11 protein-coding genes are annotated in these 14,278 nt (G+C 39.8%); 3 read left to right on the top strand and 8 right to left on the bottom strand.

Annotated features, from left to right (window positions below):
• Positions 1-22 precede the first annotated feature (22 nt).
• From N3I35_01555 to N3I35_01565, 3 genes are read right to left on the bottom strand one after another with little or no spacing between them, the layout of a single operon-like run.
• Positions 23-856 carry a metal ABC transporter permease gene (locus tag N3I35_01555; GenBank protein MCX8128768.1) on the bottom strand — a complete coding sequence of 278 codons (834 nt, stop codon included), beginning with the start codon at positions 854-856 and terminating at the stop codon, positions 23-25.
• A complete protein-coding gene (locus N3I35_01560; protein ID MCX8128769.1) occupies positions 856-1,653 on the bottom strand; it encodes a metal ABC transporter ATP-binding protein in 798 nt (265 codons plus the stop codon). Before N3I35_01560 ends, N3I35_01555 begins: the two co-directional genes overlap by 1 nt.
• Positions 1,650-2,591 carry a metal ABC transporter substrate-binding protein gene (locus tag N3I35_01565; GenBank protein ID MCX8128770.1) on the bottom strand — a complete coding sequence of 314 codons (942 nt, stop codon included), beginning with the start codon at positions 2,589-2,591 and terminating at the stop codon, positions 1,650-1,652. The genes N3I35_01560 and N3I35_01565 overlap by 4 nt, the downstream gene beginning before the upstream one ends.
• A 474-nt stretch (positions 2,592-3,065) precedes the next feature.
• Here N3I35_01565 and N3I35_01570 point away from each other — a divergent pair, with 474 nt between their 5' ends.
• The gene (locus tag N3I35_01570) at positions 3,066-5,390 is read left to right on the top strand and encodes an anaerobic ribonucleoside triphosphate reductase (protein MCX8128771.1); all 2,325 of its coding nucleotides are present in this window, start codon (positions 3,066-3,068) and stop codon (positions 5,388-5,390) included.
• Positions 5,391-5,518: 128 nt separating this feature from the next.
• Complete coding sequence (gene nrdG / locus N3I35_01575) at positions 5,519-6,034, top strand: anaerobic ribonucleoside-triphosphate reductase activating protein (protein ID MCX8128772.1); 516 nt, start codon at positions 5,519-5,521, stop codon at positions 6,032-6,034.
• Between the two features lie 81 nt (positions 6,035-6,115).
• Here the strand turns inward: nrdG and N3I35_01580 are convergent, their stop codons facing one another.
• The 4 genes from N3I35_01580 to N3I35_01595 all read right to left on the bottom strand — a co-directional run bounded on the left by N3I35_01580 (position 6,116) and on the right by N3I35_01595 (position 11,611).
• A complete protein-coding gene (locus tag N3I35_01580) occupies positions 6,116-8,539 on the bottom strand; it encodes a homocysteine S-methyltransferase family protein (GenBank protein MCX8128773.1) in 2,424 nt (807 codons plus the stop codon).
• 80 nt (positions 8,540-8,619) lie between these two features.
• Positions 8,620-9,255 carry a methionine synthase gene (locus N3I35_01585; protein MCX8128774.1) on the bottom strand — a complete coding sequence of 212 codons (636 nt, stop codon included), beginning with the start codon at positions 9,253-9,255 and terminating at the stop codon, positions 8,620-8,622.
• A gap of 687 nt (positions 9,256-9,942) precedes the next feature.
• Positions 9,943-10,776, bottom strand: coding sequence for an NAD(+) diphosphatase (nudC, locus tag N3I35_01590; GenBank protein ID MCX8128775.1), 834 nt, complete (start codon positions 10,774-10,776; stop codon positions 9,943-9,945).
• Positions 10,777-10,894: 118 nt separating this feature from the next.
• Positions 10,895-11,611, bottom strand: a complete 717-nt coding sequence (locus N3I35_01595) for a DUF1624 domain-containing protein (protein MCX8128776.1) — start codon at positions 11,609-11,611, stop codon at positions 10,895-10,897.
• Positions 11,612-11,826: 215 nt separating this feature from the next.
• On the opposite strand from N3I35_01595, the gene N3I35_01600 reads away from it, so the two are divergent.
• Positions 11,827-12,918, top strand: a complete 1,092-nt coding sequence (locus N3I35_01600; protein MCX8128777.1) for a GGDEF domain-containing protein — start codon at positions 11,827-11,829, stop codon at positions 12,916-12,918.
• Between the two features lie 2 nt (positions 12,919-12,920).
• Here the strand turns inward: N3I35_01600 and N3I35_01605 are convergent, their stop codons facing one another.
• A complete protein-coding gene (locus tag N3I35_01605; protein ID MCX8128778.1) occupies positions 12,921-14,273 on the bottom strand; it encodes an amino acid permease in 1,353 nt (450 codons plus the stop codon).
• Positions 14,274-14,278: the final 5 nt, after the last annotated feature.

Raw genomic sequence — 14,278 nt, forward strand, 5'->3', positions numbered from 1 at the left:
TACTATCCTCCAACCTCGCCTGTTATGCGATTTTTCTCTTCAAAAAGAAGGTTGCAAAATAAAATCCTGCTGAAATGAGTACTATGGTAGCACCTGTAGCAGTACCCCAGTAATACGAAAGAATAAGGCCGGAAACTCCTGATATAATGGCTATAAGCAAGGATATTACATGGTACTGCCGGACATTTCCGGAAATATTACGTGCCGCTGCCGCAGGTAAAACCAAAAGCGAATTTATAATCAACAAGCCCACCCATTGAATAGATATCGTTACAATAACAGCAATGATAACAGTAAAGACGATTTCCATCAGCTGTACATTCAGCCCTCTGCTGCTCGCAAGCGACTGGTTTATGCTCACAATCATAAGCTTATTGAATATAAAAATCCAAAAAAACATTACAACACATAATACAATAAACAAAAGCAAAATGTCAAAGGCTGTGATACTTAAAATATCCCCTATCAGATACTTCTGCAAATTTGCAGAGTTCTTCAGTATTATCACAAGTCCGAGCGAAATGGCAATAGAAGAGAATACTCCTATTACAGTATCAGTCGAAGCAGTATTTGCATTCTTGAAAACTACTATAAACACTGCAAATATAGCAGAAAAGACTATCATGGAAAGCAGGGGGCTTTTTACCCCAAGTATGACTCCTATACCTACCCCGGTGAGTGTAGAATGTCCTATAGAATCGGAAAAGAATGCCATCCTGTTATTGACTATCATTGTGCTTAAAATGCCGAAAACCGGTGTTATTATCAAAACAGCCAGAAGTGCATTTTTCATAAATTCATATTGTGTCCACTCAAAGGGTAGAAACGTGTTTACCAATGCATACCAGATATCCATCAATCCTCACTACCACCTTTTCTTTTTTCAGCATCTGCCGGATGAAAATACCCAAAGGTTTCAACTGCACGGGGATGGCTGAATACTTCCTTCGGGCTGCCGCTGCAAATAATAGTCCTGTTTAGAAATATCACATGGTCAGCAAACTTGGAAACCAGTGGCAAATCATGTGAAACCAGTATGATCGTCATATCATAGCTCTTCCTTAGCTCGGAAACAGTATTGTAGAACATTTCCATTCCGCAGTAATCAATGCCGGAAACAGGTTCGTCCAACAGCAGTATATCCGGCACAGGATCGAGAGCCAGAGCCAGCAGTACTCTCTGCAGCTCACCCCCTGACAGCGCACCCAGCTTCCTGTCTATGGCATATTCTGCCTGCACTCTTTCAAGAGCATCAGAAACGCTACTGCGGAGTTTTTTACTGCGAGAAAGCCATACAGGTATTTTTGATTTGCATGCAGCAAACAAATCTAGTACACTGACGGGCGAGCTTCTGTCAAAACTGAGCTGCTGGGGAACATACCCTATTACTGGATGCCCCGTATGAACACCTTTTTCATCTAAAAATTTCAGTTCGCCCTTATGCTTTATTTCTCCAAGCACTGCTTTAAGCAAAGTACTCTTTCCTGCTCCGTTAGGCCCTATTAAAGCTGTAAGCTCCCCGCAGTGAATGTGAATGTTTATATCATCCAGTATCCTGGTTCCTCCTCTTATTACACTGAAATCCTCAATCTTAGTGCAACAAAGCCCACAGGATTTGCTGTTTTTGTTATTAGAAGATATATTGTTTGTCATTTCAGTGCCTCTCGTAATACATCCAGGTTTTTATCCATTATTTTTATATAAGCATCGGTATCGCCGTTTGCTTCCCCAGTAACTGCAGGGTCGAGAGTGAATACTTTCGCCCCCGTCTCCCGCGAAATAGTCTCAGCGGCTCCGGAAGAATACTGTGGCTCAGCAAACAAAGCCTTTATATTATTCTTCCTGACAGTTTCTATGGTATCTTTAAGCTCCTGCGCGCTTGGATCAGACCCCGGTTCTCTTTCAATAACTGCCGCTATATCAAGGACGAATTCTTTGGCGAAATATGTAAATGCTTCATGGAAAGTCACAATCCTTCTGTTTTTCAAATCCTTAAGAGCTTTATGCATCTTTTCTTTTTGCTCTTCAAGCCTCTTTACATATGCCTCAGTATTGGCCTTATATCCCGATTCGTTGTCAGGATCATATTCAGCCAGCTTTCTTCCAATGTTTTGAACCTGCTGAATTGCCTTTGATATACTTACCCATACGTGAGGATTCACTTCTTCAATATGTTCTTCAGCTTTTTCGGTATCTTCATGGTTATGTTTTTCTTCAAGAAGCTCTATACCCTCCGAAGCCTCTATTACCTTCAGGTCTGGAAGCTGTTTTGTGACCTTGTCCATAAAAGCTTCAATCCCGGCACCGTTTATAACAAATATCTGTGCATCGTTCAAGGTTTTCATATTATCGGTAGTCAAGGAATAATCATGAAGACATCCTTTTTGTGGCTCTGTCAGGTTTACAACTTTTATTCCGGGAATATCCTTGACAACATTAATTGTATGAACATACACCGGATAAAAAGACGTCACTATTGTAAGCTTATTGCTGCCGGCTGCGGGCTCTGACTCCATTTTCTGACCGCATCCTGCCATAAGTATAATAATAGTAGTTATCAAAACACATAAATTGAACTTTTTGAGTCTCATTTATATCCTCCCCAGAAATATATCGGTAACTTTAATGCAAATCATTTGCATTTGCATTAATATTATATACCAATATTATAAATTTAAAAACTATTCAATAAATTTTTTTTACAGAAATTACCCATTTTTTATAAATAAATTCTTACCCTCAAATTGACTTATTATCCTTATATAGTAGGAAAATAAAATAGTTTTTTCCTGGAAGAAAAAGTGTAAATATTTTTTAGAAATGACAATGCTCATACAAAGGCTATATTCCGACATTCTGTGACCTAATTCGCTTTAAAGCAATTTATGTACTAAATTAAGTTCTTGATTTTCTATATATTGTGAAATATAATATTCTATGCACAAGATATAGTGGAAACTATATCTAACATGGCCATCATTATGCAATATAATAATAGCAGCATCTTCGCAACAGCCTGATCTAAACAAAAGAGAAAGTCTTTCAATTCGAGGGGGTAATTTACAATGATCACAAAAATCAGAAAAAGGGATGGAAGAGAAGTACCTTTCAACATTGAGAAAATAGCTAATGCTATTTTTAAAGCAGCAGGAGCGACAGGAGGTAAAAACTACGATACTGCACTCAAGCTGGCCGAAAGGACAATTGAATATCTTGAGACCAAGCTGGATAAAAGAACCCCAACTGTCGAGGAAATTCAAGATGCTGTAGAACAGGTACTTATTGAAACCGGACATGCACGCACTGCTAAGGAATTTATCCTCTACAGGGCTGAAAGGACCCGTGTCAGAGAAATGAACACCCGACTGATGAAAGTGTTTGAAGATCTGACATTCAAAGAAGCAAAGGATAATGATACTAAACGTGAAAATGCAAATATTGATGGCGATACGGCAATGGGTACCATGTTGAAGTACGGGTCTGAAGGTGCTAAGCAGTTTTATGAAATGTATATACTGAAACCCGAGCATTCAAAAGCCCATAAAGAGGGCGATATACATATACACGATATGGACTTCCTTACACTTACCACTACCTGCTGTCAGATTGACATACTGAGCCTGTTCAAGGGAGGCTTCAGTACAGGCCACGGTCATCTAAGGGAGCCAAACGATATACACAGTTATTCTGCATTGGCGTGTATTGCCATACAGTCAAATCAAAACGACCAGCATGGAGGACAAAGTATCCCTAATTTTGATTATGGAATGGCACCCGGAGTTGCTAAAACCTTTGCCAAGCTGTACAAGCAGAATATGATTAAAGCTTTGGAATTGCTGACTGATAAGTCTGATGTGGAATCTTTTGTTAAAAACATGTTTAAGGAATTGGAAGAAAAACACGGACTGACTCCTGCATTAAGCATTTCAGATCAATTCATCAAGCTTGAGAGTAATTATCTCACTGAATATATAAAGGATGAAGCTGTTGTACAAAAAGCTCAAAGCTTCACCCGGGAAAAGGCAGAAGCAGAAACTAACAGAAATACATACCAGGCTATGGAGGCATTTGTTCACAACCTGAATACCATGCACAGTAGGGCTGGAGCCCAAATCCCTTTCAGTTCGATAAACTATGGAATGGATGTGTCACCGGAAGGCAGACTGGTAATCAAAAACATACTTCTTGCTACTGAAGCCGGCCTTGGAAATGGTGAAACTCCCATTTTCCCAATACACATTTTCAGAGTAAAGGAAGGGGTAAATTATAACCCCGGTGAGCCTAATTATGACCTGTTCAAACTGGCTTGCAGGGTAAGTGCCAAGAGGCTGTTCCCTAACTTCGCATTTTTGGATGCCCCATATAATCTAAAATACTATGTACCAGGAAAGCCCGAAAGCGAAATTGCATATATGGGCTGCAGAACAAGAGTAGTGGGCAACGTCCACGATCCAGACAGAGAGATCATATATGGAAGAGGCAATCTGAGCTTTACTACGATAAATCTTCCAAAAATAGCTTTAAGAAGCAATAAGAACATTAATATATTCTTTGAAGAACTTGATAAAAAAATTGATCTTGTTATAAATCAGTTATTAGAGCGGTTTGAAATACAGGCACGTAAAAAGGTTAAAAACTATCCGTTTTTGATGGGACAGGGCATCTGGATCGATTCCGAAAAACTGAACTGGGAAGATGAAGTACGGGAGGTTCTTAAGCATGGCACTTTGACTACAGGTTTTATCGGACTTGCAGAATGCCTTAAGGCTTTGACCGGAAAGCACCATGGTGAATCTGAAGAATCCCAGAACCTTGGTATCGAGATCGTGGGCTATATGCGCAAACGTATGGATGAAGCCAGCCAAAAATATAATATGAATTTCACAGTAATTGCAACTCCTGCTGAAGGTACTGCGGGACGTTTTGTGAAGATGGACAGGGCTATTTTCGGAGAGATAGAGGGAGTTACGGACAGGGAATATTATACCAACAGCTTCCACGTACCTGTTTACCATGAGATAAATGCCTTTGATAAGATCAAAATAGAAGCGCCCTATCACGAATTGACCAATGCCGGGCACATAACATATGTCGAGCTGGACGGCGACCCTACAAATAATATACAGGCCTTTGAAAAGGTTGTAAGAGCCATGAAGGAGGCCGGTATAGGATATGGATCCATTAACCATCCTGTAGACCGTGACCCCGTATGCGGATACACCGGTATTATCGGAGATACTTGCCCTGCATGCGGCAGAAAGGAAGGAGAAATCAAGTTTGAAAGGATCAGACGCATCACTGGCTACCTTGTAGGCACACTTGACCGTTTCAATGACGCAAAAAGGGCGGAAGAAAGAGACAGGATAAAACATCTTGCCTGTTCTATTTAAATAAAAATCCAGTTAAATTTTAGCATGAAATGCCGATATTTTATTCAGGAAGAACATATAATACAGAAGGACTCGGTTCAAATCCGCGATATGCTTGACTATACATATGATAAAAGGAATGATTTCAAATGAGCACTGAATTAAGAGTTGCAGGTATCATAAAGGAATCTATAGTTGATGGTCCAGGTATACGAATGGTGGTATTTGCTCAGGGATGCAATCACAAGTGTCTGGGATGTCACAACCCTCATACCCACTCCTTTGTCGGAGGAACTGTAGTAAGTGTAGATTCACTGTTGGAACAGGCCAGAAGAAATCCTCTTCTGGATGGACTAACCTTCAGTGGAGGAGAGCCTTTTGAGCAGGCGGAAGCTTTTGCGGTACTCGCCCGTAAAGCAAAAGCGATGGGGTTAGGTATAATGACCTATACAGGGTATACTTATGAGTTTCTCACACAGCATTCAAATAAAAAGAATGCCTGGAGTGAACTGCTTAACGAAACAGATGTGCTAGTAGACGGCAGATTTGATATCCAGAAGAAAAACGCCCTTCTCAAATTCAGGGGCTCTACTAACCAGCGTATAATTGATTTGAAAAGGACCAGGATATATAAGAATTTAATGCTGGCTGAAGATATAGGATAATATTTCAGATAAAAAACAGGGGTACATATCATTATGTACCCCTGTTTTGTTTATCTATCCTACTTTGACGATACCTGGTATCTATTTCACTCCCGCTAGCTTCTGTGCCAGCTTGACCGCCTCATACGCGTCTCTGGAGTATCCGTCGGCTTCTATCTCATCTGCATATTTTTCATCGACAACAGCTCCACCGATCATAAACTTGCTTTTGATGCCTTCCGCTCTGGCCAGATCTATTACATTCTTCATTTCTACCATAGTTGTTGTCATCAGCGCAGACAAACCTATTATTTGAGCATCCAGTTCCTTCGCTTTGGCTACAATCACCTCTGCACTAACATCCTTTCCAAGATCATGTACTTTAAATCCATAATTTTTAAGCATTAATGCAACTATGTTTTTACCTATATCATGTATATCTCCCTTCACAGTAGCCAGAACTATGACTGCACCACCCATACTGTTCTGACTTTCCGTAGTTTTAAGGAGTGGCTCGATTCGCTCGAAAGCAGTTTTCATCGTCTCTGCACTCTGTATCAACTGAGGAAGGAAATATTTTTTTTCGTCAAAGAGTTTTCCTACCTGGGTAATAGCAGGAATCAGATAGCTGTCAACAATTTCTGCCGGTTTTATGCCTTCACCCAGAGCAATGTCAATAAGTCCGGTAATACTATCCTTGCTCCCTTTCACCACTGCATCATATATTTTTTGAACTGTTGGGATGTGATCCTTTTGCAGTTTACTATCGTGGATTGTATTTTCACCTGTATCCTTGGAGAAAAAGCCTATATAGTTCAAGCTGTTTTTATCTTTCGCAGTTAAAACGTCACAAGCAAACTTAATATTCATAAGTATGTCACTGGATGGGTTTGCTATAGCCATAGTCAATCCCCTGTCTATAGCCATTGCAAGGAAAGCAGTATTTATCCAGCTTCTCTCAGGAAGGCCGAAGGACACATTTGATAAACCCACTACAGTCCCACACTTAAAAATATCCGAACACCACTCGATTACCTTAAGCGTTTCCAGTGCCGCCTTTTGATTTGAGGAGACTGTCATCACAAGTCCATCTACCACTATATCATTTTTCCCATAACCATACTTGCACGCTTCGCAATATACCTGCTCTATTAATTTAATCCTGTCTTCAGCCTCTTCAGGAACCCCCTCGTCACTCAACGGAAGAAGTATGAACATTGCTCCATATTTTGCCGCTACCGGAAGTAGTTTTTCAATCTTTGCCTTTTCTGCAGAAACTGAATTTATCAGGGCCCTCCCGGGATATATCCTTAAAGCAGCTTCCAACACTTCGGGTGATGATGAATCCAGGCAAAGCGGTACTTCAGAAACATTGCTCAGCAGTCCTACCACCTTAACCATTGTTTCCTTTTCATCTATTCCCGGCATGCCTACATTTACATCCAGAACTGCAGCACCCTTTTCAGCCTGTTCAATTGCAAAGCGCCTTACTTCTGTCATTTTGCCTTCTTTGAGTTCTTCCTTAAGCTTTTTCTTACCCGTAGGGTTTATCCTTTCTCCTATGACCGATACAGGTTTATCATATCCGAAAAACACTGTACTTCTTGCTGAAGTAAGCGCACTGAATATTTCGGTCTCTACCTTCGACGGTACCAGCCCGCTTATCCCCCGTTTCATTTCACTTATATACGCAGGTGAAGTTCCGCAGCAGCCTCCTATAAGATTTACTCCTGCCTCCACAAATGCATCTGCATATCTCCCAAACGCTACGGGCTCCATGTCAAAAACCGTTTTCCCATCGATCAGTTTTGGTAGTCCCGCATTCGGTTTTGCCATAAGAGGGACTTTTGCAAAAGGCTTCATCATATTCAAAACTTCCAGCATATCTTCAGGTCCTGTAGAACAATTGCATCCTACTGCATCAGCTCCGAGACTCTGTAGTGTAATAAGAGCCGTAACAGGATCAGTTCCCGTCAAGGTTCTTTTATCCTTATCGAAGGTCATACTGACCATAACAGGCAGATCACAACTTTCCTTTACAGCCAGCAAAGCCGCTCTTGCTTCCTGTATATCCATCATGGTTTCAATAACAAATAAATCAACGCCACCTTCCAGCAGACCTTTCACTTGCTCCTTATATATATCCACACACTCCTCAAAGGGCAAATCTCCGAAAGGCTCTACGAATCTTCCCGTAGGAGCCAGGTCACCGGCAACAAAACAATTCCCTCCTGCTGCTTTTTTTGATAACTCAGCAAGTTCTCTATTTATCTCTACTACTCTGCCGCCAAAACCAAATTCCTCAAGCTTAACCCTATTTCCACCAAAAGTGCAGGAATAAACTATATTCGAACCCGCTTTAATATACTCATCCTGCACATCAAGAATAACCTCTGGATTTTCGATTACCCATTGCTCCGGACACACACCTTGAGGCATCCCCCTTTTTTGCAGTTCGGTTCCGGTAGCACCGTCAAGCATCACTATTCTTTCACGTAAATACTGTCTAAAAGACTTCCTATCCATGCTTTCTCCATCCCTTTCATTGTTTTCAAATCAAAAAATCCCGAGGCGGCTTCTACGCTTAAATCAACCTATGGTGCCAGTCAAGCCTCTTCTACACCTGCTATGGCAATAACAGACTTTTCCGGCATAAGCATAAAACTGTCTGTAAGCTCCATATCCAATTTACCAAGTCCAAGTAATTCAAATATTACCCTTTGATATGACAGCGGCAAATCACCAAAACCCGGGCTATATCTATGCTTTGTAAGTTTCCTGCCTTCTCTTGATAATATCTTGTTCAAAAAATTGCTCAACCAGTTCAGTCCTGCATCTGCTGTCTGTGAAGCTACTGAATCAAGAATTACTCCAAATGCAGCATTCCCGCTATTTATCTCCCGTGATATTCTTTCCACTACATCCTTACCGGCAGTAGAAGCCATTAATACCACTTCACTGCTCATACTCAGCAGCTTTGAAAGATTTTCACTCTTAAAAATAACGCCATTCATAAGTTTTATATGTGACTCACTTCTGTCAACGATGCCAAAACGTCCATATGCACCTCTCACATTGCACAAGAGTTCTCCCGTCCTGATTCCTTCATCGATCATTTTAGTATTGCGCTCATCAAGCACAGTCTTATCTTTTTTATAGCCTATCCGCGCCAGAATCATTTCTCTCCCAGGTACAGCAGAAATATGTTCCAGGTACTTAATATTATTCATTTTATATTCCATACGATATCACCAACTTACCAACTTTGCAATAATTATACTATTAATTACAACTATTTTCAACTATATTCACTCATTTTCATTTAAAAAAATGAATTTATTCAAACTCCTATTTCCCGTCACATGAACCACAGGTGATACAAAGGCTTCAAGTACTAAATATTACAAAAAACAAAGGGATGAGTACAAAACACATCCCCCCTTATTGATTCACCAAATATTATAGTTTTATTCTCTCACTTAAGTTAGCTATAATAGGTTCCATTACAGAAAGCTCTTCTTTTAAGACATTTTATAGATCATACTGATGTAACTTTGGAAAAAGCAAATTCTTGTTTGAGTAAAATGAGCTTTTACTTTCAATAAAGTAAATAAGTACTTTCCCACCAGTAAAACCCTTTCATTTCTGGCGTCTTCAGCCTTCTTTTCCGGGCATATCCCAGTACTGTTTCGTAATTATTCTATTCAGCTCTTCCATTATGCTCACAGTATTCTACCCAAGCTCAATTTAGATAGAAATCACTCTGCTTGTATCAGTTATATCATTATCTTCTTCCTATATCACAAGAAGTTTTGACGGCTCATCGATCTGGAGCCGCCATTTTCCTTTTATGTATGAGTATATATATTCTGTTTTGCCACAGGCAATCCTACAAAATAATTATCTTTCAGGCAAAACTTTTAGTTCTTTTAATAGTTTTCCTTAAACCAATTTATCAAGCGTCCACCAATACTCATTCTTGATGGTACATGTGGAAGCTCATCCTTTCCATACCAGCCTGCATCACTGATTTCCTTTCCGTCAACCTTAATATCTCCGCTCTCATATTCAGCGGTAAAAGCTACCATTAAAGAATCGGGGAAAGGCCATGGCTGACTACCAAAATACTTGGGATTTGCTATCCTGATCCCCACTTCTTCCATCACTTCACGTTTTACACATTCTTCAAAGGTTTCACCCGGCTCTACAAAGCCCGCTATAACACTATATAACCCCCCCGGAAAATGTGCCGAGTGTGCCAGAAGCAGTTTTTTTTCCTTCACAACAGCTACAATTATCGCAGGAGAAATCCTTGGATAACTCACAAGTCCGCATCCTTTACAAATCTTTGCTCTTTCATCACTCTTGGTTTCTGTAACGTTACCACACCTTCCACAATAGCTGTGGGTACTATCCCAATGCAGCAGTTGTGAAGCTCTCCCTGCTAATAAAAATGTATCATCTTCGATCATCCCGAACAGGGATCTTAAGTCTCTATACTCCATACCCTCCGGTGCTTTCAATTGTGAATCAACCTCTGCAGAATAACAGGGTAGTCCGTCAAACTCACCCAGAAACAAGATCCTCAAAGTTTTCAAACCTATTCCTTCCAGATTTCTATATATCGGTAAAGTGTATCCATTATCTTCCGGCTTTACAAGCATCTTCCCTGAGTCAAACAAAAACCAGAATGCTTCCCCCTTGGTTTCTACCGGCGGCATAAAAGCAGGTATATATCTTTTATAAATACTGTCAATTGTCATACTATATCCCTTTTCCCCCTGAATTCAAATTATAAAGTCTATTATACCATTTTTTATTTATATTGCTTACAAAATTGATAATATATGATAATCCATACCTTTCACCTGCATTCCAGTATCAGAATATTTGCCTAAACAGAATAATTGTCCCTACAATCAGAGGCTGATGCAAAATATAGAATAGCAGTGTTTTCCTTCCGGCCCGGCTGATCAAATTATCCTTCATTCTAAACCTAAATACACTCTTTTTATGTTTATACAGCATTTTACCCACAGCAAGCCCATATAAAAATATACCCAACCATGGTACCATGGGATAATAATCGGATGATGTGAATTTCTCACCGACCACCCCGAAAATAAAGTATATGTCATTTGGTACATGTATCCTCTTAACAAAAACCCCGGCCATAATAACCAATGTGCCACTGAAAAGAAGAAGATAGTTTTTTATCCTGGAAAATAACTGTGTAAGGATCATACATACCCCTAGAAAGTGCAGAATTCCGAAAATAATTATAAAACGGGGGTTATAGATCCAGGTCGCCAAAGTAATGGCACCAGCAAAAAATAATACTTTAAATCCTCTTTTCAAATTATTTCTGCTTATGGAACTGCTGACTCCAGAAATGAATATGAAGAGTATAGCTGACATCTTACCTATTAAGTGATTTACCCCACTGCTATAATTGATTCTATAGTCAAACATCTCACTTAAGTCATATATAATATGAAAATAAATCATAAAAACCAGAGCTATACCCCTAAGGAAATCAAGCTCCCAGATACGGTCGCTATACCTGGAGTTATCCGTATGTATCCTCTCTATGGACATTTGCTTTTACTCCTGTATTATATTTGAGTATGCGGTTAAGCAATACATGTTCTTACCAACCCCTGCCGGATTGCTTTTTACTAGATTTATTATTTGTTAATAGGTACGCATAAATGTAAAATCCTGCTGTAACATCTGAAAATTATATGGTATAATTTGTTTAAGCAATATGAATCTAATCTCACATTTATAAAATTTATTACTGTGAGGAAAAAATGATAAAAAAGATTCTTTCTTACATATCTGGCTCTTTTGCAAACACAACTATAACAAATAAATATTACAGGTTTTATCTGGTTATTAATTATACGTCAATAATCGGCTTTATCGCACATGCCAGCTTTATCCCCTTATTTGCATTTTTGGAGGTCAAGTTCCTGGTATTTGTAAACATATTAAGCTGCATAAGCTATGCTGTCTGTTTCTTCCTGAACCGTAAAGGAAAACAAAACATTTCATTTTTTATTGGAATCATAGAAGTTGTTATCCACGCCGTTTTAGCTACATATTTCCTAGGGTGGAACAGTGGCTTCCATATGTATGTAATATGTCTAATCCCTCTTTTATTTTATGCCTCAACTATATGCAACACAGCAAAAAAACTTTTAATTATTACTTTAAGCTTAGTATATCTTTTTATGAACTACTTTTCACTCAACACTGCACCGGTGATAATACTGCCTCAAACCCCTCTGAGTAGGTTGAACTATATGAATATTTCCATGTGTTTTGTCGTACTTGCATTGCTCTCATACTATTACAGCAAAGCTGCAAGTAAATTTGAAGACAAATTGAAAAGTGTAAACAAGGAACTGGAATTTTTGGCTTTCACTGATCCACTGACCGGGCTGCATAACAGAAGAAGAATGCTGGATGAAATAGAAAATCAGATACAGTTTTCCCGGATGAGTAGCAAGCCTTTCACACTGATAATTGGTGATATTGATGATTTTAAAAACTTTAACGATGAACACACCCACGATTGCGGTGATTTTATACTTGTACATATCGCTGCCATAATGAAAAAAATCGTAGATACAAAAGGTAAGATTGCACGCTGGGGTGGAGAAGAATTTATGATAGTACTTCCCGACACAGACCTTGCAAAAGGCAAGGAAATTGCTGAGGCACTACGGAAAGAAATATGCAGTGACAGCGCCAGCTACCATGGTAACAAACTCTTTGTATCCATAACCTTCGGTATTTGTGAGTATAAAAGAAACCTGAAGGTACAGGATATTATCAGCATCGCGGACAAATATTTATATATAGGTAAAAAAAGCGGTAAGAACTGCGTTATGGGATAAGATTACCTACCTGCATACTTTAACCTCTTTCTTTTCATATACCTGATTACCATATAGCATATGGAATAGAATACCAAAAGGATTATCCCCGCTGCCAGCCCCAACCCCTGTCCCGGTACTAAGGGCATACTGACAATTATTCCTGTCACCGCAATAATAGCTGCCCATGATGTATAGGGAAACAAAGGTAATTGGCACTTGCCTCTCGGGGGACACCCATGATTTTTGCGGAACTTATTGTGAGTGAGAAGGATAATTAAGTAGGTAAATAATAACGAAAAACCTCCCGAACTTACCAGGAATATATATACCTCCCTGGGTAGAAAAAAACTCATCCCCAGCCCTATCAGCATAGCAGATCCGGAAAACAGAATACCCCTGTAAGGAACTTCTCCGCTGTCTTTAATCCATGCCGGTGCATGCCCCTCATCGGTTAATGAGCGCATCATCCTCCCAAGTCCGAAAGTAGCAGCAAGCATAGTAGATATTATAGCAGTAACCAGCACTATATTTATTGCTCCAGCTGCCCACCTTATTCCTCTATACTCCAGAGCAGCTACAAAAGGGCTTACTTCCTCACTTATATTTTCTATAGGAATCAACGGGAGTACAAAAGCGATGGCACAAATATATAGTATTGTCAACGTCAGTACAGTATACAAAATAGCTTTCGGTATTGTCTTTACAGGTTCACGGGCTTCTGATGCTGCAAGTCCTATTATCTCAAAGCCTGCATAAGAAAACATGACTATGAGCATGCTTCCTGCTATACCGGTCATTCCCCCTGATAAGAACGGCTGTGCATCCATTAACTCATATCCTGCAGCCGGCTTGCCGGGAAAAAATCCAAATACAAGTGCCATAGCGATAACAATAAATGCAGCAATAGCGAAAACCTTAACACCGGCAAGACTACTCTCCAGCCTGCTCAAATGCTCAGCTCCCAACAGATTGGCAAGGGTAATCAAAATAATTATTAAAGAACCCAGTACCGGAACAGATACCCCGGGAAACCACAATCTGAAAAATATTGACACAGCAATAGCTTCACTTGACATAGCAAGTACAAGACCGGTCCAATAAACCCATCCGGTGACAAACCCTACTGCCGGCCCGAATTCACGCTGGGAAAAAGTACGGAATGAACCGGGATGCGCATCTGCTACTGTCATTTCGGAAAGAGCAAAAAGTATGAAATATACAAGCGCTCCTCCTAAAACATATGATATTATTATTGATGGTCCGGCTGACTTTATGGGAATAGCCGTGCCCAGAAAAAAAGAACCTCCGATTACGGTACCTACTGCCATCATAGTCAGTTGAATTGCTGACAGCCCGCCTTTTTTATTTACCATACCAA

This window comes from Clostridia bacterium, assembly GCA_026414765.1.
Taxonomy (GTDB): Bacteria; Bacillota; Clostridia; order Acetivibrionales; family DSM-27016; genus SKW86.